Origin of the sequence: Rhodococcus sp. ACT016 (genome assembly GCF_050477185.1) — a bacterium.
Taxonomy (GTDB): Bacteria; Actinomycetota; Actinomycetes; order Mycobacteriales; family Mycobacteriaceae; genus Prescottella.
In genome coordinates this window covers 1,258,656-1,284,706 of sequence record NZ_JBEAET010000001.1, presented here as the reverse complement: position 1 = coordinate 1,284,706, position 26,051 = coordinate 1,258,656, and the positions used below count along the sequence as shown (strand labels likewise).

At 66.9% G+C, this 26,051-nt stretch carries 23 protein-coding genes; 8 read left to right on the top strand and 15 right to left on the bottom strand.

Translation table 11 applies throughout. The features are described 5' to 3' along the window. Window position 1: 1 nt before the first annotated feature. Window positions 2-1,252 (top strand): heparan-alpha-glucosaminide N-acetyltransferase domain-containing protein, encoded by a 1,251-nt coding sequence (locus tag ACQ5DX_RS05960; protein WP_430331750.1) that lies wholly within the window; start codon window positions 2-4, stop codon window positions 1,250-1,252. A gap of 79 nt (window positions 1,253-1,331) precedes the next feature. On the opposite strand, the gene ACQ5DX_RS05955 is transcribed toward ACQ5DX_RS05960, so the two are convergent. From ACQ5DX_RS05955 to ACQ5DX_RS05940, 4 genes are all read right to left on the bottom strand, one after another. Further along, window positions 1,332-2,570: a vWA domain-containing protein gene (locus tag ACQ5DX_RS05955; protein ID WP_430331749.1), complete on the bottom strand. Its 1,239-nt coding sequence runs from the start codon at window positions 2,568-2,570 to the stop codon at window positions 1,332-1,334. Next, window positions 2,567-3,802: an AAA family ATPase gene (locus ACQ5DX_RS05950; RefSeq protein ID WP_430331748.1), complete on the bottom strand. Its 1,236-nt coding sequence runs from the start codon at window positions 3,800-3,802 to the stop codon at window positions 2,567-2,569. The genes ACQ5DX_RS05955 and ACQ5DX_RS05950 overlap by 4 nt, the downstream gene beginning before the upstream one ends. A gap of 86 nt (window positions 3,803-3,888) precedes the next feature. Next, window positions 3,889-5,274 carry a hypothetical protein gene (locus ACQ5DX_RS05945; RefSeq protein ID WP_430331747.1) on the bottom strand — a complete coding sequence of 462 codons (1,386 nt, stop codon included), beginning with the start codon at window positions 5,272-5,274 and terminating at the stop codon, window positions 3,889-3,891. 466 nt (window positions 5,275-5,740) lie between these two features. Further along, the gene (locus tag ACQ5DX_RS05940) at window positions 5,741-6,019 is read right to left on the bottom strand and encodes a hypothetical protein (protein WP_430331746.1); all 279 of its coding nucleotides are present in this window, start codon (window positions 6,017-6,019) and stop codon (window positions 5,741-5,743) included. Between the two features lie 293 nt (window positions 6,020-6,312). Between ACQ5DX_RS05940 and ACQ5DX_RS05935 the strand changes: the two genes are divergently transcribed. Together ACQ5DX_RS05935 and ACQ5DX_RS05930 are read left to right on the top strand one after the other, a co-directional pair. Further along, window positions 6,313-7,065, top strand: a complete 753-nt coding sequence (locus ACQ5DX_RS05935) for an SDR family NAD(P)-dependent oxidoreductase (protein WP_430331745.1) — start codon at window positions 6,313-6,315, stop codon at window positions 7,063-7,065. 853 nt (window positions 7,066-7,918) lie between these two features. Further along, window positions 7,919-8,731 (top strand): hypothetical protein, encoded by an 813-nt coding sequence (locus ACQ5DX_RS05930; RefSeq protein WP_430331744.1) that lies wholly within the window; start codon window positions 7,919-7,921, stop codon window positions 8,729-8,731. 46 nt (window positions 8,732-8,777) lie between these two features. Here ACQ5DX_RS05930 and ACQ5DX_RS05925 read toward each other — a convergent pair whose 3' ends face one another. The 4 genes from ACQ5DX_RS05925 to ACQ5DX_RS05910 all read right to left on the bottom strand — a co-directional run bounded on the left by ACQ5DX_RS05925 (window position 8,778) and on the right by ACQ5DX_RS05910 (window position 14,178). Next, on the bottom strand, window positions 8,778-9,530 hold the full coding sequence (locus ACQ5DX_RS05925) for an ABC transporter permease (RefSeq protein ID WP_430331743.1): 753 nt from the start codon (window positions 9,528-9,530) through the stop codon (window positions 8,778-8,780). After that, window positions 9,527-10,483, bottom strand: coding sequence for an ABC transporter ATP-binding protein (locus tag ACQ5DX_RS05920; RefSeq protein ID WP_430331742.1), 957 nt, complete (start codon window positions 10,481-10,483; stop codon window positions 9,527-9,529). The genes ACQ5DX_RS05925 and ACQ5DX_RS05920 overlap by 4 nt, the downstream gene beginning before the upstream one ends. Before the next feature lie 532 nt (window positions 10,484-11,015). Beyond that, the gene (locus ACQ5DX_RS05915; protein WP_430331741.1) at window positions 11,016-12,965 is read right to left on the bottom strand and encodes an aconitate hydratase; all 1,950 of its coding nucleotides are present in this window, start codon (window positions 12,963-12,965) and stop codon (window positions 11,016-11,018) included. Between the two features lie 256 nt (window positions 12,966-13,221). Beyond that, on the bottom strand, window positions 13,222-14,178 hold the full coding sequence (locus ACQ5DX_RS05910; RefSeq protein ID WP_430331740.1) for a ferritin-like domain-containing protein: 957 nt from the start codon (window positions 14,176-14,178) through the stop codon (window positions 13,222-13,224). Between the two features lie 234 nt (window positions 14,179-14,412). Here ACQ5DX_RS05910 and ACQ5DX_RS05905 point away from each other — a divergent pair, with 234 nt between their 5' ends. Then, window positions 14,413-14,550: a hypothetical protein gene (locus ACQ5DX_RS05905; RefSeq protein WP_430331739.1), complete on the top strand. Its 138-nt coding sequence runs from the start codon at window positions 14,413-14,415 to the stop codon at window positions 14,548-14,550. Between the two features lie 30 nt (window positions 14,551-14,580). On the opposite strand, the gene ACQ5DX_RS05900 is transcribed toward ACQ5DX_RS05905, so the two are convergent. Both ACQ5DX_RS05900 and asnB read right to left on the bottom strand, forming a co-directional pair. Then, window positions 14,581-14,793 (bottom strand): hypothetical protein, encoded by a 213-nt coding sequence (locus tag ACQ5DX_RS05900; RefSeq protein ID WP_430331738.1) that lies wholly within the window; start codon window positions 14,791-14,793, stop codon window positions 14,581-14,583. Window positions 14,794-15,120: 327 nt separating this feature from the next. Further along, on the bottom strand, window positions 15,121-16,950 hold the full coding sequence (asnB, locus tag ACQ5DX_RS05895) for an asparagine synthase (glutamine-hydrolyzing) (protein ID WP_430331737.1): 1,830 nt from the start codon (window positions 16,948-16,950) through the stop codon (window positions 15,121-15,123). A gap of 133 nt (window positions 16,951-17,083) precedes the next feature. Between asnB and ACQ5DX_RS05890 the strand changes: the two genes are divergently transcribed. From ACQ5DX_RS05890 to ACQ5DX_RS05875, 4 genes are all read left to right on the top strand, one after another. Then, window positions 17,084-18,211 carry an NDMA-dependent alcohol dehydrogenase gene (locus ACQ5DX_RS05890; RefSeq protein ID WP_430331736.1) on the top strand — a complete coding sequence of 376 codons (1,128 nt, stop codon included), beginning with the start codon at window positions 17,084-17,086 and terminating at the stop codon, window positions 18,209-18,211. A gap of 347 nt (window positions 18,212-18,558) precedes the next feature. Further along, window positions 18,559-19,038, top strand: a complete 480-nt coding sequence (locus tag ACQ5DX_RS05885) for a VOC family protein (RefSeq protein WP_430331735.1) — start codon at window positions 18,559-18,561, stop codon at window positions 19,036-19,038. Between the two features lie 84 nt (window positions 19,039-19,122). Then, window positions 19,123-19,935 carry a mycofactocin-coupled SDR family oxidoreductase gene (locus ACQ5DX_RS05880; protein ID WP_430331734.1) on the top strand — a complete coding sequence of 271 codons (813 nt, stop codon included), beginning with the start codon at window positions 19,123-19,125 and terminating at the stop codon, window positions 19,933-19,935. A gap of 39 nt (window positions 19,936-19,974) precedes the next feature. Continuing rightward, on the top strand, window positions 19,975-20,862 hold the full coding sequence (locus tag ACQ5DX_RS05875; RefSeq protein ID WP_430331733.1) for an aldo/keto reductase: 888 nt from the start codon (window positions 19,975-19,977) through the stop codon (window positions 20,860-20,862). On the opposite strand, the gene ACQ5DX_RS05870 is transcribed toward ACQ5DX_RS05875, so the two are convergent. From ACQ5DX_RS05870 to ACQ5DX_RS05850, 5 genes are read right to left on the bottom strand one after another with little or no spacing between them, the layout of a single operon-like run. Further along, window positions 20,840-21,769, bottom strand: coding sequence for an STM4011 family radical SAM protein (locus ACQ5DX_RS05870; protein WP_430331732.1), 930 nt, complete (start codon window positions 21,767-21,769; stop codon window positions 20,840-20,842). The two genes, ACQ5DX_RS05875 and ACQ5DX_RS05870, sit on opposite strands and share 23 nt — an antisense overlap. A gap of 2 nt (window positions 21,770-21,771) precedes the next feature. Beyond that, window positions 21,772-23,136, bottom strand: a complete 1,365-nt coding sequence (locus ACQ5DX_RS05865) for an STM4012 family radical SAM protein (RefSeq protein ID WP_430331731.1) — start codon at window positions 23,134-23,136, stop codon at window positions 21,772-21,774. Beyond that, window positions 23,133-23,957, bottom strand: a complete 825-nt coding sequence (locus ACQ5DX_RS05860; protein ID WP_430331730.1) for an STM4013/SEN3800 family hydrolase — start codon at window positions 23,955-23,957, stop codon at window positions 23,133-23,135. Before ACQ5DX_RS05860 ends, ACQ5DX_RS05865 begins: the two co-directional genes overlap by 4 nt. Beyond that, window positions 23,941-25,035 (bottom strand): STM4014 family protein, encoded by a 1,095-nt coding sequence (locus ACQ5DX_RS05855; protein WP_430331729.1) that lies wholly within the window; start codon window positions 25,033-25,035, stop codon window positions 23,941-23,943. Before ACQ5DX_RS05855 ends, ACQ5DX_RS05860 begins: the two co-directional genes overlap by 17 nt. Beyond that, window positions 25,032-25,988: an STM4015 family protein gene (locus ACQ5DX_RS05850; RefSeq protein WP_430331728.1), complete on the bottom strand. Its 957-nt coding sequence runs from the start codon at window positions 25,986-25,988 to the stop codon at window positions 25,032-25,034. The genes ACQ5DX_RS05855 and ACQ5DX_RS05850 overlap by 4 nt, the downstream gene beginning before the upstream one ends. Between the last annotated feature and the right edge of the window lie 63 nt (window positions 25,989-26,051).

The window sequence follows — 26,051 nt, the reverse complement described above, 5'->3', positions numbered from 1 at the left end:
CATGAGAACTACACCCGATACGTCGATCGACCGGAGCACGCCCACCACCGCGTCCACCGACAGCCGCCGGCTGGTCGCGATCGATGCGGCGCGCGGACTGGCCGTGCTCGGCATGATCGCCGTGCACTCCCTCATGGCCTACGACGCCGACGGCGACCCGACGTGGACGTTCAGCCTTGCCGCCGGACGTGCCTCCGCGATCTTCGCGGTACTCGCCGGTGTCGGCATCGCGTTCATGTCCCGCCGCAGGCAGCAGAAGCCCGGCATCGAGGCGACGGCCATCTCCTGGTCGCTCGTGGCCCGGGCGGTGACGATCGCGCTCATCGGGCTGTCCCTCGGTTTCACCGACTCGGAGTACGGCGTGGTCATCCTGGGCTACTACGCCGCAATGTTCCTGCTCGCGATCCCGCTGATCCGTCTGAGCACGCGCGCGCTGGGGTTCACCGCTGTCGCGCTCGCGATCGGCGCGCCCCTGCTCAGCCAGGCGATACGCCCGCGTCTTCCCGAGGGGATCGATGCGCAGCTCTCGTTCGACGCAGCCCTGCACCAACCACTGAACTTCGTGTCCGACGTCCTGTTCACCGGTGAATTCCCCGCCGTTGTGTGGATGACCTACGTGTGCGTCGGACTCGTGGTCGGCCGACTGGCACTCACGGCGTGGCAGACCGCGCTGGGGCTGGTCGCCACGGGTGTGGCCCTCATGCTGACCTCCAAGATGGTGTCGTGGCTGATCTTGTACCCATTCGGCGGCCTCGACCACATCCGGTCCGCCGAAGCACCCGACACCGACGGAATCGTCGACGAGCTACTCGCGTTCGGCGGCGACGGAACGACCCCGACGACGACGTGGTGGTGGCTCGGCGTCGCGGGGCCGCACACGGGCACCCCCTTCGACCTGATGGCGACGGTGGGCAGTTCGCTGCTGGTCATCGGCGCGATGCTGCTCCTCGGCCACGTCACGGCACCCGTCTGGTCCACCATCGTCCGCGTCGTGCTGGCACCGCTCGCCGCGATCGGCAGCCTGTCGCTGACGGTCTACGTCAGCCACATCCTGTTCGTGAACTCCGGCTTCGACGTGTACAGCCCGGTCTCCGGATACGTCCGGCAGGTCATCTGCATCACCGCCCTCGCGCTCGTGTGGTGTGCGACCGCCGGCCGTGGACCACTCGAGGGGCTGGTCAGATTCGTCACCATCCGGGTCGACCGGTTCGTGCGGCGTTACCACCGGGCAGGCGGGCGGCACTCCATCTGAGAAGTCGCTCTACCGAGCACTCGGCGAAACGCCGTTCAACCGACGCGCCGGAGCACACCGCGAACGATCCTCCGGCCACTCAGGTCCGAGGTGTGCCGATCTCCACCACCTGCGCCCAATCCGGTGGCCGGTCGGGAACGTAGTCGTGGTCCTGCCAACCCCTGGGGCGCACCCGCGGAAACAGGCCGACGACCGTTCGGCACCCGGGTCGGCTGCGGGGCCAGGGCGTCTCCCCGTCGGTGAGGACGACGATCACGTCCGGGCGGGGCCGGCCGCGCAGCGCCCTGGCGAATCCGGTGCGCAGATCCGTGCCACCGCCCCCGAACAGCGGGATGTCCTCAGCGCGGCACAACGGGTGCACGACCCGGGCCGCCGCGTCGCACGACAGCACCGTCACCAGGTCGCGGCGCCCGCCCACGGCCCTCGTGATGGCGGCCACCTCCAGCAGTGCGCTGCCCAGGTCCGCGTCGCTGACCGATGCCGAGGTGTCGACGATGACGCTGATCCGGGGTGGGGTGCGCCGCAGGCTCGGCAGCACCGCGCCGGGCACGGCGGCGGAGCGCCGCGCCGGACGCCGGTAGGTGTAGTTCTCGCCGGTACCGGAAGAGGAGGTCGCGGAGCGGATCGCCGCGCGCAGCAGGGCCCGCCACGGCTGTGTCGGGTGCAGGGCTTCCTCCGCCCACCGCCGCCATCCGCGAGGCGCCTGGCCGGGGCGACCGACGATGCTGTGCGCCACCTGGAAACGGACCGCGTCGCGTTGCTGGTCACTGAGCCCGTTCGCCCCGTCGGGACCCAGCTCCCACTCACGACACAGCCCGTCCGCGCCGCTGCCGCAGTCGAGCCACGTCAGCCCGTCGGTGCGGGGACCGAGGCGGAACTCGCGCAGGTAGTCCTCCATGAGCTGTCCGCTGGGCAGTCCCAGGGTCGACGGCAGAACCGCGTCGTCGGGTGGCAGCAATCCGTCGCCGAACGCGTCGTCGTTGATCTCCGCGTCCGCGGCCAGGTTCATCCGCAGCCGCTCCGCGCCACCGGTCAGGTCGTGTGCGCGGGCGTAGCGGTCGCTGCGGCCGTGGTGATCGCGCAGCAGATGCGACACCCCGTGGACCAGGTTCGAGGCAACCTCCTCCACCGGCCGCTGGGCAACGAAGGCGGGCGAGGCGTAGCAGCGCCAGTGCCGGTCCACACTCATCGTCGGCACGCGGGGCGACGCGACGATGTGCAGCGCATACAGGGCGGTCGCCAGGTAGGGCCGCGCGCGGGCTGCGTGCAGACGCGCGGCGTAGATCTTCTCCGGGTCGAGCGCCGACGCCGCCGTCATCGACCGGCGTGCGCGGTAGCGCGATCGGCGGCGCGGTCCGCCGCCAGCGACACGGACACGACACCGGCGAGCTGGTCGATTCCCGCCGGCAACTCCCAGTCGTCCCGGCGCAGGGTGGCCAGAGTGGTCGCCGGCACCACCACGAGGTCCGGCGGCCCGGTCTGCACCGCGGTGACCAGGAGCGTCCACGCAGCATCCCAACGGGATTTCTCCGGCCGCCGGCGGACGGCTGCGACCACCGCGTCGAGCACGGCCTGACGCAGATCGCCGCGCTCGGGGAGATCTGCCGCAGTCGGATCGGCGAGCAACGCCTCGGGGTCAGGGAGGTCCATGCGGTCGAGGGCGGCCAGCAGCTCGAAACCGGGCCCGTCGCCGACGCTGCCCCGGACCAGCAAGGAAAGCACGTCCGGCGAGGACGAGGCGGCGGTGGCGAACGCGATCAGCCGGACGGTCATGTCCCAGCTCCGCGGCGACGGCCACGCGCCACCGCGGCGGGTCTGACTGCCGGGGAGCTGGTGCACGAGAGCGGGGCGAGCGGCGAGTAGCTCACAGACCGCGCGGCGGGCGAATGTCACTGCGTCGGAGAACTTCTCCGGGTCGAGTCGCGGCAACGTCGCGCGGGGCCAGGTGCCGCCGAGGCCGCGGACGACCACCTCGTGGTCGTGGGTCCAGTGCAGGTGCACGAAACGGTTGGCCAACGGTGGGCTCAACTCCCAGCCGTCCGCTGCCGACGACGGCGGGTTGGCGGCGGCCACGACGCGGACCCCGGGCGGGAGTTGCAGCGCACCGATTCGTCGTTCCAGGACGAGCCGCAGCAGGGCCGCCTGCACGGCGGGCGGCGCCGTCGACAGTTCGTCAAGGAACAGCAGTCCCCGACCGGCCTGCACGAGACGGACGGCCCAGTCGGGCGGCGCCATCGGCACACCGTGTGTCGCCGGGTCGTCCCCGAGGACGGGCAGACCCGAGAAGTCCGACGGCTCGTGCACGCTCGCGATGACGGTGGTCAGCGGCAGGTCCAGGGCATCGGCGAGCTGGGTCAGGGCGGCGGTCTTGCCGATTCCCGGTTCGCCCCACAGCAGTACCGGCAGGTCCGCGGCCACCGCCAAGGTGAGGGCCTCGAGTTGGTCGTCGGGACGAGGTTCGGTGGTGACCGTGCCGAGCATTGTCAACAGCGCTGCGGCACTGTCGAGTTCGAGGGGTCGGTTCGGAAGAAGCGTGGAAGACATGTGCATCACCTGTGGTGTCGAGGAGGAGTCGCAGGATGCGGCCATCCGGCCACCCTGCGAGACAGCGGGTTTCGGGGGTATGAAAGACGGGGTCAGCGTGAGACGGTGCGGCGCGACCGCCCGCGGCGCCGAGGTCGCCAGACGGGCGGTGTCTCCACCGGCGCGGAAAGGAACCGGTCATACGTGCCAAGGCGATCTGCGGACGCCCGAAGTTCGTCCAGGAGAGGGCCTTCACGGAGGACTGCGCCCCGGCCGAGTAGTCCTTCGACGACGGCCAGCGCCCCGGCGGCGTCTCCGTGGTCCAGGCGTTCACGGACGCCGGGGAGACAATCCGGACTGCGATGGACCCGGTCGATGGCCTGCAGGCAGGGTAGCGGGGTGCCGCCCAGCGCGACGAGCAGTTCCTCACGCCGGATCTCGGCGGGATCGTGATCGAGTGCGGTCAACGCACCGTCGACCAGTCCGATCCGGTGCCGTTCACCACGGCAGTCCACCAGGTGAATCCGGTTCTCCCGGTCCGACGTCCGCGACGGAGCCGGCGGCGACCAGCCCGGGTCCAGGGCGGCGGCGACCAGCGGGTGCAACCGTTCGGCGGTGATCGCTCCCGATCGGATCAGCTCCAGGTCGGGCAGCACCCAGGTCGCCGCATCGGGCAGCACCGGGAGCGCGGCGAGCCGGCCACGCGGGTAGTCGTCCACGAGCCACAGCGCGGCTGAATCGGCGCCGTTGCCAGCGCCGACTGACTCCACCACCAGGTCGGACCGTCCCCCGCACCGCACCCGCACGGGGCCGTCGCGCTGCCCGTCGGCGCGGAGCAGGATGTCGGCCTCGGCCGCCCAGCGGTCGACGGCGCAGCCCTTCGGTACCGCCTCGGCAAGGGCCTGGCCGAAGGCTGCGATGGCTGGTAATTTCCCTGTCCCGCAGCGTATTCGTAGGTCACTGACCCTACGGGCGTCCCACAGGTGCCGATGGAGGTCGAGCCGGTACCGCCGGTTGGGGCGGGGGTGGGGGTGATTGTGGTGGGCGAAATCCGAGCCGTCCCAGAGGGTCAGCACGATCCGCTGTCCGGCATCCGCCCAGGCCGGAGCGGTGCGGGCCACCAGGTGCACCGAGGCGCTTCCACCGCAAGGTTTTCGGTGGTCAGCAGGCCCGTATCGAGCCAGTGCAACGGTCAGTCCGGGGCGCAGAAGCCCGTCGGGGGCTACCCGCGGCAGGTGCCAGCGCAGCAGGTCGGGCGCGAGATGTCGCAGGTCGGCCAGGACCTGTGCCGTGACGTCACGGCCGTGCCTGCGGGTCAGTGCCCGTAGGTCGATGTCGGCATCGAAACCCGCTGCGGCACAAGCCCCGAACCAGTCGCCTGCAAGACGTCGGTCGGTTGCGGTCTCGATCATGGACGGCGGCACGGCGAACTCGCGCACGCGCAGCCAGAAGGACAGTCGGGGATCGGTCCCGTTCGCGGTCGGATGGTGCATCAGCACTCACCGTGTGCGAACTGGGCCCCCAATCTTGGATCGGAGTAAGTCGTCATCGGCGCAATCGTAGCGCGCTGTGGCGATCTCGGCCAGTACGGCGTCAGTGCGGCAGCGTTTCGCCAGCGCGGCCGAGCTTTTGCTCGACCGCAGCCTCCGCTCCGAGGAATGATGCCGATCGCTAAGGCACCGCCCCTTCCCGCGGATCCGGTCGCTACGCTGCAACCACTCGGAAGCGACCATCGCTAGTGGCCTCTGTAACCCGTTGGGCACTGCGCTCTTCGGCTTCGCCCGACGTGTCGAGTACGTGGCCATCGAGTTCGCCGAGATCGGCGAATTGGTCCCACATCGCGAGGATGGGCCCCTCATCGATCAAGGCGCTCGGGGTGGTTCGGGCTTGGGCTCGCTTCAGCGTGATGTCGCGATGCGGCCGGAGCACGACGTAGTGGATCGCCAAGTCCGGCTGCTGCGCTGCTCACGATCGGAAGTGGTCGAGCATCCACGGCCCAATGATGCCGTCGATCACCGTGATGAAGCCGCCGAGCGCATAGGTGTAGGCGGCACCGGCGATCACCTCCATGACCGTCTTGTTCTGCGCGTCGGACGCGGGATCGTACGGAGGTATCGCACCCGAAACGATGCAGTGCCAAAAGTCGTCCGTGTGCAAATGCACGCCCCTGCTGTAACTGCGGGCAAGCTTTGCGGCGAGGGTCGTCTTGCCGGCCCAGGGCTCGGACAGGCCGACGGTTGTCATGACGCCGGCTGTTCCCGCCTACGCCCGTATCTTCCGTGTCGTAGTTCGCGACTGGACGGGGTGACATTCTCTGATTGCCGAGCGCCGCCCACACCCGGGATCGTCTGATGTCGGAACAGGTGGGCAGATCCCAACAGGTCAAGAAGTTGACCCGAATGGTCAAGCTCGATCCGGCGTCTCCAGATAGTGTCTCAATCCGTCACCCTGGACCACGCGTCGCCGTTGCGTGCTTTCCGTGAGAACAGCATTCGGCAAAGCCGCGCGTTCTCACAATGACCGAAAGGATGTCAACGTTGGCCACCTATGATGTTTCCGGCCGTTCGGCGATTGTGACGGGTGCGGGCTCAGGGATCGGTCGCGCGGTTGCGATGCTCCTGGCCGAGAGCGGCGCTGACGTCGTCGTTCAGGACCTCAACGAAGAAGCTGGCAGCCGGGTGGTTGCGGAGATCGTAGCCGCGGGGGGCACTGCCGTTGCCGTCATCGGTGACGCGGCTCTGCCGGAAGTCGCCGAGGAGTCTGTGCGTGCAGCCGAAAGCCTTGCTCCATTCAAGATTGCGGTGAACAACGCGGGTATCGTCGGAGGAGGTGTTCCGACTGGTCAGTTTCGCGACGAGGACTGGGAAACAGTCACCCGGGTCAACCTCGACGGGGTGTTCCATAATCTTCGCGCCCAGGTCAATGCGATGTCGAAGAACGGTGGCGGCGCAATCGTCAACATCTCTTCAATCCTCGGTAGCGTCGGCTCGGCCAACAGCTCTGCCTACGTCGCGTCCAAACACGCTGTTGTGGGTTTGACCAAGACAGTCGCTCTCGAGTACGCAGCGGCCGGTATCCGCGTGAACTCTGTGGGCCCGGGATTCATCGACACTCCGTTGTTGAAAGATGCTGACCAGGATGCGCGGGGCATACTCGTATCGAAGCATCCGATCGGACGCCTCGGTCGGTCGATCGAGGTCGCTCATCTGGTTTGCTTCCTTGCCAGTGACGCCGCATCGTTCGTCACCGGTAGTCACCATCTCGTCGACGGCGGCTACACCGCGCAGTAGCTGTGCATGGCCCTCTACCAGTCAGCCGGTTCTGCCGCTTCCTCTTTGGTGACCACCGGGCTCCTTGACGGTCTTCGGATCACCACCAACATGCCGCCTCCGGCCTCTACGTTCGAACCGCTACTCGCACGTCGTCGGCTCAGCGGTCTTCGGTTCGAGGACGGTCGGTGCGCGGGATCTCGGTGACACTCCAACCCGTGAAGAATCGACGGGCATTCGCGAGATAGTTCCGCAGATGCTGGAAGAGCGCCGTTACCTCCCAAAACTGCATATTCATACCTGATGGTCTCATACGCTCCGGAGGGCACAGCGCGAGCGACGATCGGCCATTTCGCGTGACCTCGAGATACCCACCAAGCGTGGGGCCGACGGCACTCACCATCGCCAGTCCGATCGCCGCCGCGTTATCGCCCTGGATCCGGCTCGGCCTGATCTCAAAGACCCCGAAGAACCGTGATCTCGCTCCACAACTCCGCAAGCAGCGCCGGGAGTCGGGTGCAGCTACCTAACGTGTTCATGGATACCGGGTAGCCGGTTTCAGAACTGCGGGCGCCCTGACACGATTCAGCCACCCGCCGACCGCGCGGTTGCGCACATGCCACCGAAGGCTCGACATATGTTGCACTGCAGCATTCTTGACAAGTCGAACCATTCGGTGCACCCAATCGTCCACACCGCACGATGGCCCGCTTCGCGCGAATGCCGCGATCGAAGTTCGTGAAGATGTTCAGCAGATTCTGTATACACATGCGGCAATAGCTGGCTACAGTCACATCCTAGCTACCAGGGGGGTCACGAACATCCAGTCGAATTGACCTCTCTGGGTTCGACAAATTCATCGAGGGAGGCAGACATGCAGAATCGCTATCGTGCCGCGATGATCGGGGGGTTCGCTATAGCCGCCGCGGCAGCACTGACATCGGCCGCAACCGCCGGCGCTGACGCCCTGCCGGATTCGCCGTTCGGAGGGTGGGGTGACTGTCCGATCTCCAACCCGGACACCAGCACTTGTGTGGGAGTCACCGTCAAGGGCGGCACCATGCAGATCGGCAAGCTGTCCGTCGATGTCCCGAACGACTCGCTACGCGTCGCCGGTGGTCTGGCGTTCCCCGAGGAGCCGAACAACCCGAATGGCTTCGACCAGGTCTTCGTGCCGCCAACCGACGGGAGCGGCGGTATCTACTCCAAGCCGATCAGCATCCCCGGTGGCGCGCTCGGCATCGACCTGCCGTTCAACAACCTTTTCGGCCTGAACGCGGCCACGGCCACCGTCGAGTTGGCCGGCAACAACAACCCGTCGCTCGACGTGTTCGAGCAGTCCGTCAAGATGCCGGTCAAGCTGAGGATCGCCAACCCGCTACTCGGAAACAAGTGCTACCTGGGCTCCGACACCACGCCCGTTCAGATGAACCTCGACGTCTCCAAAGCTGGTACGCTGCAAGCTATTCCCGGCGCGAACATGGGCGCCAGCTTCCGCAACGTCGAACACGCCGCCGAGCCGTTCGCAGTTCCGGCAGCCTCGGGATGTGGTCCGTTCGGAGTTCTCAACCCGATCGTGAACTGGCGCGCGGGAACGCCGTCACTCGAAGCCAAGAACTCCCTGATCACCACGAGTGACGTCTTCACGAACGACGCGGACGCCGTGCGTGGAATGCAGAACCCGTAGAGATCTCCGCCGACCAGGCAGCGGCCTGGACGGTCATCGCACGAAGTCAGGCGTCGCGCTTGTTCACCGCGAACAGCGCGGCGCCGAACACGATCGCGACGAACGCCGCGAAGTAGAGCAGCGAACCCCATGGGCCCCAACGGAAATCGAAGGCACCAGCGTGGCCGAGGAAGTGCCACATGTTCTTGAACGGGCCGAACTCGCCGATGTACTTACCCACCTTGGGAATCATCGTCGCGAAGCCCTCGATCACCAGCGGCCACAGCAGCAGCAGCGAGATCGCGCCCGCGGACTGGCGGATCAGTGTGCCGACACCGACAGCGAGCACCGCCAGCAGCGCGAAGTAGATCGGGACGCCGAACAGTGCACGCGCGTTGCCATCTCCGCCGAGGTCCAGCGTCACCCCGGCCGTCGCCTGCGCCACGAAGTACGACGTCAACGCGATGACCACCCCGAGAGCCCCGGCGAGCAGAGCCAGCAGCAGCGCCTTGCCCGCGATCACTCGCGGTCGGCTCGGGATCGCCTGGAACGTGGTGCGGATGACGCCGAACCGGTACTCGGTAGTCACTGCCAGGGCCGCCATGATCATCACGAGCATCGACCCGAGTTGCAACGCACCGAGCTCCGTGGACGCCGCGGTGAACTTCTCCATCGAGTCCCTACCGGACGACAGCGCCGACCTGTGGGCCGCGCCCATCACTGCGGCCAGACCGACACTCACGACCACCGCGGCGAGGCTGCACCACATCGGCGACTTGGTGGACGTCAGCTTGATGCGCTCTGCATTCAACACGCTCATCGGAGCGCACCTCCCATGTTCTGCCCGGCCTGCCCGCCGATCTGCGCGTGATACTGGACGTCGTCGCCCGTGAGCTTCATGAACGCGTCCTCGAGCGAACCACGCTGAGACGACAACTCGTGCAGCACGATTCCGTTCGCCCCCGCCAGCGCACCGACATCATCGGTCCTGACGCCCGACACCACCAACGCCTGCTGATGATCATCGCCCGCATCGTCACGAACCGCGAAACCCTGCCCGGTCAGGACCGTCCGCAACGCGTCGAGCTGGGGACTACGCACCCGCACCGACGAATCCGACGCCCGATCGACGAAGTCCTTCACACTCGTATCCGCGATCAACCGGCCACGACCGATCACGATGAGATGCTCCGCCGTCAACGACATCTCCGACAGCAGATGACTCGACACCAGAACCGTGCGCCCCTCCGCCGCCAACGACTGCATGAACTTGCGGATCCACACGATGCCCTCGGGATCGAGACCGTTGACCGGCTCGTCGAACAACAGCACCTTCGGATCACCCAGCAACGCGCCCGCCAGACCCAACCGCTGCGACATACCCAACGAGAAACCGCCGGCCTTCTTGCCCGCGACCTCGGTCAGCCCGACCAGACGCAGCACCTCGTCCACCCGCGACATCGGCAGCGAGTTGGCCGCCGCCATCCACTGCAAGTGCGCCTTGGCCGACCGGTTCGGGTGCACCCACTTGGCGTCGAGCAGCGCACCGACGGTCCGCAACGGCTGCTTCAGCTGGTGATACGGCACACCCTCGATCAGTGCGGTACCCGACGTCGGCGCATCGAGGCCGAGGATCATCCGCATGGTCGTCGACTTGCCGGCACCATTCGGGCCGAGGAAGCCGGTGACGATACCCGGCTTCACGGAGAACGTGAGATCGTCCACCGCTCTCGTCGACCCGTAGGTCTTCGTCAGTCCATTCAGTTCGATCACGGGCGAAACTCTGTCCGAGACCGGCCCGGTTGCGCATCACTCTCGGGTATACATTCGACTCATACTCAGGGGTGACACCAGCATCTCCGACAGCCGCCACTGACGAGATGAGTACGATGTCGAAACCTAAACTCGTGCAATGGTTTACTACGACTTTACGAGTAGGTTCGGTTCGTTGGATCCGGTTGCGGCCCCGCCCGGGCGGGAGTAGACACATACCCACAGCACTGCCTGGCCATGATCTCGCTCACTCCCCCGCGGACTGAGCTCCTGTGGCGCCCTCCCGTACCCGACCTGCAGACCGCCGAAGATGAACGAAGGGTTGTCCACGTGAATTCCAATGTCGCGCAGTTACTACTGATGCTTGTCGGGTCGATAGGCGGCGTTTCCGCTGTACAAGCGACAGTTCGACGGCGGAACCAGAGTGGACTGCACCGCCGATCCTTCGATCTTGGCACACGCATCCTGCGCGAACACATGTCGTGAGATCGACGTCGCGCGGCATTGACCGGTCTTCAAAGTGATAGGTGGCCTAGCCACCCCAGTTTGCTATCACTCCGCCCGCCAGAACGTCGTCCACTTGCCGGGCCGACAGTCGGTGCTGGACCGGGATCCGCAGGTTCCGGCTCGGATCTGTCACCATCAGATGCCGGCTGGACCGAATGCACTCGCGCAACTGCTCGAGGATGAGAACATCGCCCTTCTGCACGGCGTCGTAGTCGCGCGGGTTCTCGAACTCGAGGGCGAGAACGCCGTAGTTTGCGAGATTCTGCCAGTGGATGCGCGCGAAGGACTTGGCTATCACTGCCCGCAGCCCGAGATATCGCGGGGTGATCGCGGCATGTTCGCGCGACGACCCCTGTCCGTAGTTGTCGCCGCCGACGACGAAATGTCCGGTAGTAGAGGACGATTCCACCGCCCGGCCCGGGTATGTGCCGTCCACCGGCGTGAATGTGAATTGGGCCAGCTTGGGTATGTTGGAGCGGTATGGCAGCGCTCGCGCGCCCGCCGGGGAGATCTCGTCGGTGGAAAGGCCGTCGCCGACCTTGAGGAGAACTGGCGCCTCGATACGGTCAGGCAGTGGCGGAAACTCGGGCAGGGAGGAGATGTTCGGCCCCTTCACCACGACGGCGTGGCGCGCCCGTTCCGCGGGGAGTGGTTCGACGAGCATCGCCGTGTTCACCGCCGCCTGGGCTGGTAGCTGAAGCTGTGGGTAGATGATGTCTTCCGCTGCGGCCCAGTCTCGTGGATCTGTGATCACCCCCGTCAGCGCCGAGGCGGCCGCAGTTTCCGGTGAGCACAGCCAGACTGCGTCTTCCCTGGTACCGGACCGTCCGGGAAAGTTGCGCGGCATGGTGCGTAGCGAGTTGCGGCCAGGGGCCGGCGCCTGGCCCATCCCGATGCAGCCCATGCACCCGGATTGGTGAATCCGAGCGCCTGCGTCGATCAGGTCGCGAGTGGCGCCCATGAGGGTCAGGTCCGAGTAGATCTCCCGCGAGGTCGGGTTGATGTCGAAGCTCACGCTTGGAACGGTCTGTCGGCCCGCGACCATTGCCGCGACGATCGCGAAGTCGCGTAGTCCCGGGTTGGCGGACGAGCCGATCACGACCTGGCTGACAGGTTCCTCCGCAATGTCCCGAACCCGTCTCACGTTGCCGGGGGAAGACGGCGTCGCGATCAGCGGTTCCATCTTCGTCAGGTCGATACTCTCGTGCACGTCGTACACCGCATCGGCATCGGCATCCAATGCGGTGAAATCGCCCTCCCTGCCCTCACTTCGAAGAAAGTCACGGACCGCGGCGTCGGCGGGAAACACCGACGTTGTCGCGCCGAGCTCTGCACCCATGTTCGCGATCACATGTCGATCCATCGCCGAGAGCGTCGCCAATCCGGGTCCGTGGTATTCGATGATCCGATTCACCGCTCCCGCCACGCCGTGCCGGCGCAGCATTTCCAAGATCACATCCTTTGCCGAGCACCAGTGCGGGAGCCGACCGGTGAGCTCCACACCCCAGATCTCCGGCATGCGCAGGCGCAAAGGGTGCCCGGCGATCGCCAGAGCGACCTCGAGGCCACCGACCCCGATCGCGAGCATGCCAAGCGACCCGGCTGCACAGGTGTGCGAGTCGGAACCGGCCATCGTCTTACCGGGAATCCCGAAGCGCTGCATATGTGTCGGATGCGAGACTCCGTTGCCTGGTTTGGAGAACCACAACCCATAGCGGAGTGCCGCGGTGCGAAGGAACTCGTGGTCCTCGGCATTCTTCTCGTCTGTTTGCAACAGGTTGTGATCGACGTACTGCACGCTCACCTCGGTCCGGGGATGATCGAGCTTCAGTGCCTCGAGCTCCTGCATCACCAGGGTGCCGGTAGCATCCTGGGTCAAGGTCTGATCGATGCTGATCTCGACTTCCTCACCAGGCTTCATCCGCCCACCGACCAGGTGCGCATCAATGATCTCGTGGGCGACGCACTGCCCCATCGCCGTGCCCCTTTCCTACTCCCTACGACACTGCTCGGCCGATCCGACTGAGGTCGGTACGAGTCCGAGACCTCGAGCGACACCGACAGTCCACCCAACCGGCTCTCGCACCGACGCCCTGCCGACGGCGCACCCGAGAGGTCGGTGCGTCTTCCCCGGGATGCGTGTCGGATACCCCGCATGCTCTACGCGAAAACGAACCACGGTGCTGCCGGCCTCTCCCCGGCGGAACCGCTCCGGATTCGCCAGGTTCAGCTCACTCGATTCCGGTGACTTCCTGAGCGATCGCTGTCAGGCGTGTGTGGGCGGCGGAGACGACGCCGTGCCGGTTCTTGTTCGCTTCCTCGTACCCGAGGATGGTCCGGACGTCGGCGGGCTCGGTCAGTTCCTTGACGGCGGTGACGGCGGCGGCGACGTTGAACTCGTCGTAGTCAGCGATCGGCAACTCTTCCGGCCGAAGTGCCCCGGCCGCGGCGCGTGCACCGTGCAGGACGTCGGCAATCGCGTCGGCCCCCTCGCTACGGGTGACTTGTTCTGCCCGTTCGAGGGCGGCGTCGCGGCTGGCGGCGATCGTCTTCGCGGCGATGTCGCCGGCGTGTGCTCCGCGGCCGAGGAGACTGCTGATCCTGGGCCCGGTGGATCGGGCGGTGTCCATCGCCCGATCGAGACCTGTCGTCGACCAGGAAACCGGCGTATTCATCAGCCGCACCGCGGCACCGGTCGCGGCCTGCATCGGTGTTCGGCGCAGCGCGGCGGGGCCGCCGAGAGCTTCCTCAGCGAGCACGGTTGTCAGCCACTCGACGGTGGCCGAATGCGCAGTGATCAACCGATCCGCCAACTCGACGATCTTCGTGTGGCGTCCGGCCGTCGCCAGCGCCTTGAGATACCGAGACCGGTCGATGAGCTGGTGCTCGAGGGCGAGATCACCGAGCAGTGCCTCGTCGAACGGTTGCATCTGTTCTGTCACGATCTTGACCGCCGCGGCGGCACGCCCGAGCAACGGGCGCACGAGAGCCGGCCGCCCGCCCAGCTCACGCAGGATGCGCTCGATCGCGTCCGCACGCTCACGCGCGTTGTCGGCATTGTGAGCGAGCTCGGTGGCTACGGACTCGGTGCGGGCCTGCGCCCGGCGCGTGTCGGCCACCTGGATTTCCGCGTTCGTCAGGTCGAGAAGCGTGCGCAACTGCACGATGAGGGTCGATGTGTCTGTCATAGCGGGCTCCGTTCTGGCCGAGGATGGTCTTCCTCCGGCGCGGTTACCCACCTGTGGGCCAACGCAATCTCCTCACCGTGTCGGTCCGCGAAAGTCCCCCCGGTACCGATCAGCGAAGCGGCGAAACGGCCTGTTCCGCCCGTTGCGGGGTGGGCGAGCGAGTCTTGCGCGCAGCGCGCCAGCGTCGACGAAGATGGGGTCCCATCCCTGGAAGGGGAAGAAGGAGTCGACGCGATGACGAAGTACCTGATCTCGTTCCCGAGTGGCGCCATGGTCTTTCCCGACGAGGATCTGCAGGCAGTACCGGACCGCCACGTGCACCGCAACCGGCTCGCGCACTCGAGGCGGGGCCAGATCACTGCTCGCGGTTGAGGGTTTGGCGTGGAACGTCCACCTCACCAGTCAGTCGGCGACCGTCCCCTCGTACCGGTGCACGAGATACGCCTCCGCGTCTGGAGCTGGGCCGCAGTTCACCCACCGCGGGCGGTCGCACGGTTCGTCGGCGCCGTCGGTGAGGGATCTCCACGTGTTGCGCGCGAGCCGGTCGATCTCCGGCTGAGGCACCTCGCGCCGCTCGACGACATCGAAGCGGATCGTCTTCTGGTTCACATCCATGCCCGCCACCCTAGGGATGACCGGACGACCCGCCGGCGTCATCTCCAACCCGATACAGAGTCGTCACCACGCGGCGCTGTCGAGCGATCGCATCTTGTACCTCAACAGAAGTCAACGTCTTCGCAAAGCGCCTACCCGCCACCCCCCTGTGGTCGCGGGCGAGCCCGTCTCGATGCGCGGCATGGCGGGCGATAACCCAATCCGCCCTCCAAGCCGAGATCACCTGGAACGGGCTGGTTCTCGTGAGCATCGACACTCTGGATCACCGTCGAGGGCGACCGCGCGCAGCGCACCGAAACTCGATTGCGGGTGCCCGGTCATAGATGCTCAATCCAGTTGCAGCTCCGGCCTGTACAGGTCCAACCAGGTGTAGATGTCGACGACGCGATCCAGGCCCGCCCGCGTGACGGGATCCATCTGCATCGGATCGTGTGCCGTCAGCTGTTGCATCCAGGTCCGGTCGATCAGGTCGAACAGCGGCGAATTGGTCTCAGCCAGGATCTCCTTCGCGAGCTGCTGCAGGTTCGTCGCGTAAGCCGGGTCCTGTGTCAACGGGTACCCGCTCTTCACACGATCGACGACCGATTGCGGGAGCACATGCTTCGTGGCGTGGCGCAGAAGACTCTTTTCGCGGCCGTCGAAGTTCTTCAGCGGCCACGGAGTGTTGTAGACGTATTCGACGAGGCGATGGTCGCAGAACGGCACCCGAACCTCCAGTCCGGCCGCCATCGACAGGCGATCCTTGCGGTCCAACAGGATCCGCACGAACCGGGTCAGATGCAGGTAGCACACCTCACGCATCCGGTATTCGGCCTCGGATTCACCGGGCAGGTGTTCGACCTCCGCGCACGCCGCGGCGTATTGGTCGGCAACGTAGCTGTCGATATCCAACCGTTCGCGCAGCTCCGGCCTGAGAGCGGTCCAGGGGGTGTCGCCGGTGAAGGCCGCCCACGGGAAGGTGCCGGCGTTGACAGCCCTCTCAGCGTAGAACCACGGGTAGCCGCCGAACACCTCGTCGGCGGATTCACCCGACAGCGCCACCGTCGACTGCTCGCGAATCGCCTTGAACAGCAGGTAGAGGGATAGGTCCATGTCGCCGAGTCCGGGCATGTCGCGTGCGGTGATGACCGCACGACGGACCGACAGGTCCAGCATATCGGCCGAATTGAGCATCACGTTCAGATGCGCGGAGTCCACCAACGCCGCGACCTCGTGCGCGTACGGCGCGTCGGGGGTGCCGCGGACCTCATCGGGGACGAAGTTCTGTTCCTGATGCAGGAAGTCCACCGAGAACGTGCGCAGTTGCTCGCCGTCGCGCGCCAGGCTCGCCGCGGCCAGACCGGTGATGGCACTGGAATCCAATCCGCCCGAGAGCAATACGCAGCGCGGCACATCGGAGGTCAGCTGCCGGTCGACGATGTCGGTGAGCAAATCCCGCACCCGCTCGACGGACATCTCCGTGCTGTCGGTATGCTCGACCACCTCCAGGCGCCAGTAGGTGTGCTCGTGAATACCGTTGCGGTCCAAACGGATCAGAGTGCCCGGCGCCACCTCGTACATGCCCTTCCACACCGACCTGCCCGGCGCCTTGGTCATCGCGAACAGCTCGCGGACGCCGTCGGAATCGATGGCCTTGCGCGCCAACGGGTTCGCCAGAATCGCCTTCGGCTCCGACCCGAACAGGACCCCGTCCGGTGTCGGGTAGTAGTAGAGCGGCTTGATGCCCATGCGGTCTCGGATCATCACCAGCTTCTCCTCGCGCTGGTCCCAGATCGCAAAGGCGTACATGCCGTTGAGGTGATCGACGACGCCCTCACCCCACTGCAGGTACGCGTGTAGCACCACCTCGGTGTCACTGTCGGTGCGGAACGAATGCCCCAGAGCCCGAAGCTGATCGCGCAGTTCCCGGTAGTTGTAGGCCTCCCCCGTGTACACGATTCCGACGTCCCCAGCGGGGGCGCTCACGCTCATCGGCTGCGCTCCGCCGGGCAGATCGATGACGGCCAGCCGCCGATGCCCGAGCCCCGCGTGAATGCGCACGAAAGTGCCACTTCCGTCCGGCCCGCGCAAAGCCATGGTGTCGGTCATCGCGTCGAGAACACTCTGCTGTCGGGTCAGGTCGGAGTCGAACGACACCCATCCCGCGATTCCACACATGTAACGCCCCCCAATTCGGTTACCTGCACAGCTATACGTAGTTTTGTGAGAACCATCTAGAACGTGTTCCAATTCGAGCGATCTGTGGCTATCGTCACAGCGATCGATAGTCAACCAAGGGGAGGGTGTTGCAATGAAGACCAAGGGCGCGTTGCTGTGGGGCATCAACGAGAAGTGGTCGATCGAGGAGATCGAACTCGGCGACCCGGTCGCCGGCGAGGTGCAGATCCGCATGGAAGCCGCCGGCATGTGCCACTCCGACCACCACATCGTCACCGGCGCGACGCCGATGGCGGCCTACCCCGCGATGGGCGGCCACGAGGGCGCCGGTGTGGTCACCAAGGTCGGTGAGGGCGTCAAGGATCTCGAGGTGGGCGACCACGTCGTGCTTTCGTTCATCCCGGCGTGCGGACGTTGTCCGTCCTGTTCGTCCGGGCATTCGAACATCTGCGATCTCGGCATGGGCCTGCTGAGCGGTCAGGCCATCGCCGATGGCACCTACCGCATCCAGGCGCGCGGGGAGAACGTGATCCCGATGAGCCTGCTCGGCACGTTCTCGCCGTACATGACCGTCCACGAGTCCCAGGCCGTGAAGATCGAGAAGGACATCCCGTTCGAGCTCGCCGCCCTCGTCGGCTGCGGTGTCCCGACCGGATGGGGTTCGGCCACGCACATCGCCGACGTCAAGCCGGGTGAGTCGGTCGCCATCATCGGCATCGGTGGGGTCGGCATGAGCGCGCTGCAGGGCGCCGTCGCGGCGGGCGCACGCCACGTGTTCGCGATCGATCCGGTGCCGTTCAAGCGTGAGCAGGCCCTCAAGTTCGGTGCCACGCATGCCTTCCCGTCGATGGAAGAGGCGATCGGTCCGATCATGGAGATCACCTGGGGCCGTATGTGCCAGAAGACCATCATCACGGTCGGCGAGATGAAGGGCGAGTACGTCGACCCGGCACTCACGCTCACCGCCAAGAACGGCTCCTGCGTCGTCACTGCGATGGGTCACATGGCCGACATGGACGTCAAGCTCAACTCGTTCACGTTCGCGATGCTGCAGAAGAGCCTGTTGGGCAACATCTACGGTGGCTGCAACACCCGGGTGGACATCCCGAACCTACTGAACCTGCACAGGGCCGGTCTGCTCAACCTCGAGGACATGGTGACCAATACCTACTCGCTCGAGCAGCTGAACGAGGGCTACCAAGACATGCTCGACGGCAAGAACATCCGCGGTGTCATCCGCTACACCGAAGCAGACTGGTAGATCGCCGATCGGTCGCTTCTCGCACATCTGATCAGCTGAAGCCGCTCGATCGGATCGGGCAATGGCCGGTGGACAACGCCTCGGCCGCCGTCGTCGACGACGGTGGCCGAGGCGTTGCGCATTTCGGGGGACGGTAGACCCCCTTCCCTTGACATCGACAGCCTACGTCGGCCCGAAAATAGCTGGTTGAACATTCATTCAGGGATAATGTTCTCGCCGAGTGAAGCAGTCAAGGATGAGCAGCCCCGCACTCGGCTTGAATTCTCGCCGAGTTTGAACGATCATTCACCTCACGCCCGAATGGGACGATTCCGGTGTTGGATTTACGCATGCGAAGGAGGTGTCCAATGAGATCGTTCGCCGCTCCTGACGTGGATTTCGAGCTCGGCCGACTGCATCATGTCGGCGTCGTGGTGCCGGACCCCGAGGCGGCGGTCCTGCACTTCGAGGCGCTCTACGGCCTCTCGATACGCCTGTTCCCCGAATCGGAGTACCACTGCCGGATCAATGGAGTCGCACACTCGACGGTGCAGCGTCTCGGCCTGACCGTCGACGGACCACCTCACGTCGAGTTGCTACGCGCCGTCCCCGATTCGACTGTGTGGCAACCTAGTTCAGGTATCCATCATCTAGGGTATGTGGTCGACGACCTGGCCCGAGCCTCGGAAGAACTCGAACGTCGAGGCTCACCCCTGTGGATGGGAGGCCTTCGCGACGGTCAGTGCCCGGCCGGCACCGCCTACCACCGGGATGCCCTCGGCCTGACGATCGAACTCCTCGATCACGCCACCGCAGCGCGCCTGGCCGCCCGCCTGAACGAGTCCTAGTACCCCGACGTCGTCGCCCTACGGGATGAACGACCGATCGGGAAACACCGGTTTCCACCCAGTGGAACATTTTCGATTTCACTCATGGAGGTTCAATTGAGAATGCAAGGAAAAGTCGTACTTGTTACCGGAGCAGCCCAAAGTCAGGGCCGAAATCACGCGGTAACGATGGCGTCGGAAGGCGCAGACATCATCGCGATCGACGTCTGCCGCCAGCTGGATCTCGTCCCCTACACGATGGGAACCAGCGAGGGGCTCGCGGAGACCGCACGCATGGTCGAGGCCACCGGACGCCGCGTGCATACCGTCGAGGCCGATGTCCGTGACAGGAGCGGTTTGCAGCGGGCGGTCGCGGAAGGGGTCGACAGGTTCGGACGACTCGACATCGTCGTCGCGAACGCTTCGATCTGCACGGTCCAACCCCACGAGGAGGTGACCGAGGAACTGTGGCAGACCACCCTCGACGTCAACCTCACCGGGGTGTGGAACACCTGTGCGGTGTCGATCCCCCACCTGGAGTCGTCCGGTGGCGGGAGCATCGTCGTCACCGGCTCGACCGCGAGCACGATCGGGCTCCCCTTCTACCTGCCGTACGTCGCGTCCAAGCACGCCCTCACCGGCCTGTGCCGGTCACTGGCGCTCGAGCTGGCCAATCGCAACATTCGGGTGAACATGATCAACCCCACCGGAGTGGATACGCCACAAGGCCATTCACAGGTGCTCCCGGCTCTGCTCGAGCAGCGCCCCGACCTCGCACCGATCTTCGTCAACACGTTGCCGGTCGAACGAATCGAGGTCGACGACGTCACCGGCGCGCTGATGTACCTGGCCTCCGACGACGCCCGCTACGTCACCGGCATCACCCTCCCCGTCGACGCCGGCTCGACCATCCGTTGACGCGCTTGGCTCACGACGATGGACGGGCGGCGTAGGGAAGTGACCAGCACGAGCGTTCCCGACCGCCGCCTCGGCGACCTCCGGGTACCGCCGATCGGGTTCGGATCCATGACGATCACCCAGGTTCCCGGCCACGACGTCGAGCGGGGACGGCGCGCGGTACATGCGGCGCTCGACGCCGGGATCCGCTTGTTCGACACCGCCGACGTGTACGGGCCCGCGGGCGGAGGTGACGGCGTCAACGAGTTGGCGCTGACCGATGCGCTGCGGAGTTGGCCCGGCTCACTGGAGGACGTCGTCGTGGCGACCAAGGGTGGCCACCTACGGTTTCCCGAGACCGACACGTGGTGGATCGACGGCAGCCACCAGCATCTGCGGAAGGCATGCATCGAATCGATCCGGCGACTCGGACTCGATCCGCTACCGCTCTACCAGCACCACCGACCGGATCCTCAACTGCCGTACGAGGAATCGATGCTCGCACTCCGAGCGCTCCACGACGAGGGACTGGTCGCGCGGGTCGGGATCTCCAACGCCGACGTCCACCGGATCGACATCGCGCAGCGGATCCTCGGAGACGCCCTGGTATCGGTGCAGAACGAGTACTCCCCCGCCACCCGGTCCGCCGAAGCCGAGCTACGAGCGTGTGAGGAAAGAGGGCTCGCGTTTCTGTCGTGGGGCCCCTTCGGCGGTATGCGGCAGGCGAAGAGCCTCGGTGGAGACGGTTCCCCCTTCGCCGAGGTGGCGCAGATCCGCGGGGTGAGCATTCACCGGGTGGCTCTGGCGTGGCAGCTTCACCGATCCCCGGTGGTGATCCCCATCCCGGGGGCCTCCCGGCCGGAATCCGTGATCGATTCGGTGGCGGCGGCGACACTCCACCTGACTGTCGACGAACTGGCGTTGCTCAACGCATCGCCGACGAACTGACCGATACCCGAGGCGCGTCGTTCTCGACGTCGGGCTGTCGCTCCCGCCGCTCCGGGAGCGGCAGCCACACGGGCTCGGCCGGAATCCGTTCCAGCACACCGCCGGCGAAGACGTCGTACAGCGGCAACTGGTCGGCGTGCACGTAGCCGATGTGGCAGTCGCACACCTCCAGTGGGCAGGGTCGCGGTCGCAAGGCGTCTCGGAAGGAGCCGTCGTAGAGGTTCCCCAGCTCGTCGGGGACGAAGTGGCAGCGCCGGACGTTCCCGTCGCCGTCGACGGACACCACCGAGTTGCCGGTTCGGCACCCACGCCCCCGCGTCCGGTGCGGATGCCGGCTGAACCCGAACAGCGGGTCGATCGCAGCCCAGTCGGCCGCGTCGGCGTCGGTGTATTCGTGCCCCTCTGCGGCGTTGACCCACAGGTATACCGATTCGGGTAGCACCGCGCGGAGCCGATGCGCGGCCGCCAGATGCTCCGGCAGTCCGACGACACCGACACTGAAGCGCACGCCGAGGTCGGTGAGCTCGGCGGTCTTGGTCAGGAACCGGTCGTGGGGCGTCTGACCGGGATGGTAGGTGCACCACAGTGCGACCGTGTCCCGGTCGGCGTCCGCGAGCCAGCCGGTCCGGCAGCTGAGGTTGGTCTGGATCGCCACCCGACGCACCCGAGGCAGCCGGGACAGGGTCACCAGCGCCCGCCGGTACCAGGAGCGGACCAGTCCTTCGCCCCACGGCGTGAACAGGATCGACAGATCCTGCTCCTGCTCTGCCACCCACGCGCAGAAGCGTTCGAGCGCGGCGCGGTCGGCGCGCAACTGCTCGGGGGTGTCCCGACGTTTGGCGAACGGGCAGTACGGGCAGTCGTAGTCGCAGGACGCCAGCGGTCCGCGGTACAGGATGGTCAGCACCGTCAGCGGCCCTCGTACTCGGCCATCGCGGCCCGCACCCGCGGCGAGAACAGCTCCGGTCCCAGCGCGTCGGAGTACGCCAGGCCCGACTCGGTCAGCCGCAGCCGGTCACCGTCGGCGGCGAGCCACCCGCGCCCGGACCACCGGTCCAACTCCGCGCCGAAATGCTCGTGCGGATCGGCACCGAATCGGGAACGGTAGTCCGCCAACGGCATTCCCGCCGCCTGCAGCACGGACTGCAACAGGTGCCGACGTCGGGCCTCGTCCTCGGTCATCGCGTGACCCACCACCGCGCGGCGGAAGTCGTCGACCGTGCCCGCCACGTAGTCGTCGATGATGGCGCGCACCTCGTGCGCACCGACCGCGTAGTCGAAGGAGTAGTGCAGATCCTTCGTGTACGACCGTGCGCCACAACCGAGTCCGATCATGCCGTCGGTCTGGCAGGCGTAGTCGTTCGGACCGACATCGGGGGCGTCGGCGCGGCGGAACATGCGCATCGACTCCTGGACGTAGCCGGACGCGAGGAGGTGATCGCGGCCGCGGCGGTACAGGTCCAGCCGGTGGGCGTCCCACGCCGGATCGGGTCCGCCGCCGCGGCGGGCCAGACCCGTCAGCGGGCGCACGTACAGCGGGTACAGGTACAGCTCCTCGGGACGCCAGGCGAGCGTGGCGTCGAGGGAGGCGATCCAAGAATCCGGTGTCTGGCCGTCGATCCCGTAGATCAGATCGATGTTCAGGACGTCGATCGCCGCGTCTCGGATGCGTTGCAGGGCGGCGTCGACGTCGGCGCGCCGCTGCGGTCGGACCGCCGTCCGGGCCTCGGTGTCGTCGAAGCTCTGCACGCCGAGGCTGAGCCGGGTGATCCCGCGTTCGGCCAGGACCGCGAGCCGGTCGGCGGTGGCGGTGGCCGGGGACGCCTCCACCGACAGGGGGATCGTCCGCAGGTCGGCGCCCATGCCTTCGGCGATGTCGCACAGCCGGTCGAGTTCCGGCGCCGTCAGGTAGGTGGGGGTACCGCCGCCGAAAGCGGCCGTCGCGAAGCGGGCCGACGGCGCCAGGGCCTCGCGCACCGCCGCGGACTGCCGCTCGAGCGCGTCGAGGTACCGGGTGGTGAGCTCGTCCGGCGCCCCTACCCGGGTGAACAGATTGCAGAAGCCGCAGCGCACCTCGCAGAACGGCACATGCAGGTACAGCGACAGTGCGTCCTGAGGTTCGTCCGCCCACAGTTCGGTCAGCGCCGGGCGCGGGTCCAGTGTCCGGTACGCCGTCTTGTGCGGGTACGCGTACACGTAGTTCTGGTACGGCGGAAGGTAATCCGATGGAAGGTCACCCGGCGGCACCGGCACGGGCAGGTCGGTGGTGGTCATCGCGGGCCCTCCAGGAAGAAGTGGGCGTACGGCACCGTCCACACCACGGGGTGCCCCAGGCGATGCCCGGTGTACCCGTCCTCGCCGTACGTGGTGCCGTGATCGGAGCACACGATCGCGAAACACCGGCGCCGGCTGGACACCGCCGCGAACAGCCGCCCGATGTGCCGATCCACGTACTCCAGCGCGGCCGCGTGGGTCGCCCGGGTGTCCCCGTGATCCGCGGTGGCGCCCTCGGTGAAGAACCAATTCGGTTGGTGCAGTGCCGAAACGTTGACGAACAGGAACAGGCGTCGGTCGGCGGGAAGCCCGTCCACGATGCGGGCGGCCAGGTCCACCTGCGCCTCGACCGAGGTGGACGAGGTCACCCCGAGCTCGGGAGACCAGTGGGCCTCGTCGAACAGGTCGGGCAGCACCGAACCCAGCGCGCCCCGGCGGTTGAAGAACCCGACCCCGCCGATGCACACCGTGTGGTAGCCGACAGCGGCGAGACCCGCGACCAGATTCGACTCCGGGAACACGAACGTCCCTGCGGCCGTGGACTCGCTCCCGCCGAACTCGGCCGCGAACAGCCGCGGGTGCGGCCCCTGTCCCACCGGGGTGGGGAGAAACCCGGCGAACATCGCCTGGTGCGACGCGTACGTGAAGCTGCCGGGGGCATGACGCTCCTCCCACCGGCCGCCCGGCAGGTGCCGCGCCAGGTTCGGGATCCGCCCCGCGGCCGCGAGTTCACAGGCCACGTCGTAGCGCAGGGTGTCGAGAGTGACCAGCACGATGTCGTCCGCACCGACGACGGCATTCATGTCAGGCTGCTGCCGCATCGGCCCATCCTTCGATCGCGGCCAGTTGCGCTGCGTAGGTGTCGAGCCCGTCGGCGCGACCGGGAAGTCCGGTCAGGCCCGGAAGCAGGTCGCCGAACGCGTTCACCTCACCGACTGCGGCACTGCGCCAGTCCGCGGCGGGGAGTAGATCCACTCCGACACACAGGGTGCGGGGGAAGCATGCGGCTGCCCGCTCCGCGACGGCGAGCGCCTGTCCCCAGCCGAAACCCGCCGAGTCGAAACCTGCTCGCGCGGCGTCCAGGTCGCCGCGCTGCCCGCCCAGGTGCAGATTGGTCATCGGGTGCGCGCTGGTGCGGAGCACCGCGTGGGTCGCGTGCCCGGCCACGACCACTATTCGCAGGTCTGCGGCGCGGCCCCGGCGCGACGGCTTCGGCAACCAGGCCTCGATGTGCAGGCATTCGCCGGCGAGCGCGTCGACGAGGGCACCCACCTCGGCATCCCCCGAGAGCCGGCGCACGCGCAGCGAGTTGTAGACCCCGTCCGCGGCGATCTCCACACTGCTGCGGGCCTGCACCCGGCCACCGGGTGCGGTCTCCACCGCGACCACCCCGGCCGCGGAGGACCCGTGCGCCGGCTTGACGAAGAACCGCCGCAGCCCCGCCGCCGCGGCCAACTCGCGCACCTCCGGCCAGTTCCGCGGCACCGGCGCCTCGTCGCCGGAGGTGGGCGAAATCGGCACCGGCACACGATGACTCGCGAGAGCGGCGTGGCACCGCCGCTTGTCGAACAGCACGGCCAGATCGAGCGGGTCCGTCAACCGGCGCCCGCCGCGCAGCGTACCGACCGCGGCGAGCAGCGACGCGTACCACCGCGGGCCCTCGGCGATGCGAGTCGGGTCACCGGGTCCACGGAGCAGTGCGTCCACGTCCGGGTCCTCGCCCGGCGAATCGAGTCGCACCAACTCGTCGGGGTCGAACCGAGCCCCGCCCTCGCTGAGTACCTCACGCCAGGACACCACCCGTGGGGTGGGCATACCGCAGCGGGCCGCGGCGTCCAGCAGCATCGTCACGCGGCGGTTCTCCGGATTGCCCACGACCGCCAGGCGGGGACGGGTCATTCGCTGACCGCGACCGACCGGTAGATCGTGCCGCCGTATTCCTCCTCCTCGGTGTCCTCGCCGTCGAGGTTCAGTTGCATGCCGGACGGCTCGAGAGTCGCCCGGACGCGTTCCCGCACACCGCCCGTCAGGTAGTTGTGGTGCAGGTCGAGCGATTCGAGGTGGGTGAGCGACTGTCCCGCGAGCAGTGCCTCGGCGCCCGCATCGGACAGTGCGCCCTTGGACAGGTCCAGGACCCGCAGCTGCGGAACGATCGGCGCGGTCGCGACGGCGGCCGCGATCTCGTCCTCGTATTCGCTGTTCGCGAGCGCGAGGCGCGTCAGCTGCGGCAGTTTCTCCCCGGTGAGGATCGGGGCGAGATCGTCGACGGTCGAATCGGCGCCGTAGTTCTCGTCGCCCAACCACAGTTCCAGATCGATCAGCGCCGGCAGATCCGACGCGGCGACGGCCCGGACCACATCGGCGGACAGGCCACCGGTCTCGATCAGCAGGCTGCGCAGGTGATCGTGCCGGACCGGGGCCAGGGCCAGCTGGGTGCCGCCGCGTACCCCCAGATGCTCGAGCCGGGGAAACGCGCTCAGCAGGGCGGTGACGTCCGACTGCACGATCCAGGAGATCTCGCAGTCCTCGAAAGTCATGTCCCCGAGGAACAGTGCCCGCAACGCCGGCAACTCCTCGGCGGCCTCGACGAGCGCCTTCACGACGTCGGCCGAGCTCTCCTCGTACGGATCGGCCCAGCTTCCGACGACGATCGCCTGCACGCTCGACGGGTCCACCGCGGCCCGGAACTTGGCGAACGCCTCCGGCCACTCCATCGGCGCCTCGTACGTGGGAACGGTGATCCGCCAGGCGACCGGGCCCTGCCCGGGCACGGCGGGGGCAGCGTCGGTATCGATGGGGAACTCCACAACCGGGAGGCCGTGGAACTCGTTCTGCAGCTCATTGATGGTCACCGGGGCACTCCTGGTCTCGGGTGGCTTCGATGGGGCATTATGCCCGATTTCGAATCGGTCCCG

What these genes read in the sequence shown, in the direction of transcription:
- ACQ5DX_RS05960 (WP_430331750.1), top strand. Translation starts at nt 2, where the DNA reads ATGAGAACTACACCCGATACGTCGATCGACCGGAGCACGCCCACCACC.
- ACQ5DX_RS05955 (WP_430331749.1), bottom strand. Translation starts at nt 2,570, where the DNA reads ATGACGGCGGCGTCGGCGCTCGACCCGGAGAAGATCTACGCCGCGCGT.
- ACQ5DX_RS05950 (WP_430331748.1), bottom strand. Translation starts at nt 3,802, where the DNA reads ATGCACATGTCTTCCACGCTTCTTCCGAACCGACCCCTCGAACTCGAC.
- ACQ5DX_RS05940 (WP_430331746.1), bottom strand. Translation starts at nt 6,019, where the DNA reads ATGACAACCGTCGGCCTGTCCGAGCCCTGGGCCGGCAAGACGACCCTC.
- ACQ5DX_RS05930 (WP_430331744.1), top strand. Translation starts at nt 7,919, where the DNA reads ATGCAGAATCGCTATCGTGCCGCGATGATCGGGGGGTTCGCTATAGCC.
- ACQ5DX_RS05925 (WP_430331743.1), bottom strand. Translation starts at nt 9,530, where the DNA reads ATGAGCGTGTTGAATGCAGAGCGCATCAAGCTGACGTCCACCAAGTCG.
- ACQ5DX_RS05915 (WP_430331741.1), bottom strand. Translation starts at nt 12,965, where the DNA reads ATGGGGCAGTGCGTCGCCCACGAGATCATTGATGCGCACCTGGTCGGT.
- ACQ5DX_RS05910 (WP_430331740.1), bottom strand. Translation starts at nt 14,178, where the DNA reads ATGACAGACACATCGACCCTCATCGTGCAGTTGCGCACGCTTCTCGAC.
- ACQ5DX_RS05905 (WP_430331739.1), top strand. Translation starts at nt 14,413, where the DNA reads ATGACGAAGTACCTGATCTCGTTCCCGAGTGGCGCCATGGTCTTTCCC.
- ACQ5DX_RS05900 (WP_430331738.1), bottom strand. Translation starts at nt 14,793, where the DNA reads ATGGATGTGAACCAGAAGACGATCCGCTTCGATGTCGTCGAGCGGCGC.
- asnB (WP_430331737.1), bottom strand. Translation starts at nt 16,950, where the DNA reads ATGTGTGGAATCGCGGGATGGGTGTCGTTCGACTCCGACCTGACCCGA.
- ACQ5DX_RS05890 (WP_430331736.1), top strand. Translation starts at nt 17,084, where the DNA reads ATGAAGACCAAGGGCGCGTTGCTGTGGGGCATCAACGAGAAGTGGTCG.
- ACQ5DX_RS05885 (WP_430331735.1), top strand. Translation starts at nt 18,559, where the DNA reads ATGAGATCGTTCGCCGCTCCTGACGTGGATTTCGAGCTCGGCCGACTG.
- ACQ5DX_RS05880 (WP_430331734.1), top strand. Translation starts at nt 19,123, where the DNA reads ATGGAGGTTCAATTGAGAATGCAAGGAAAAGTCGTACTTGTTACCGGA.
- ACQ5DX_RS05865 (WP_430331731.1), bottom strand. Translation starts at nt 23,136, where the DNA reads ATGACCACCACCGACCTGCCCGTGCCGGTGCCGCCGGGTGACCTTCCA.
- ACQ5DX_RS05860 (WP_430331730.1), bottom strand. Translation starts at nt 23,957, where the DNA reads ATGCGGCAGCAGCCTGACATGAATGCCGTCGTCGGTGCGGACGACATC.
- ACQ5DX_RS05855 (WP_430331729.1), bottom strand. Translation starts at nt 25,035, where the DNA reads ATGACCCGTCCCCGCCTGGCGGTCGTGGGCAATCCGGAGAACCGCCGC.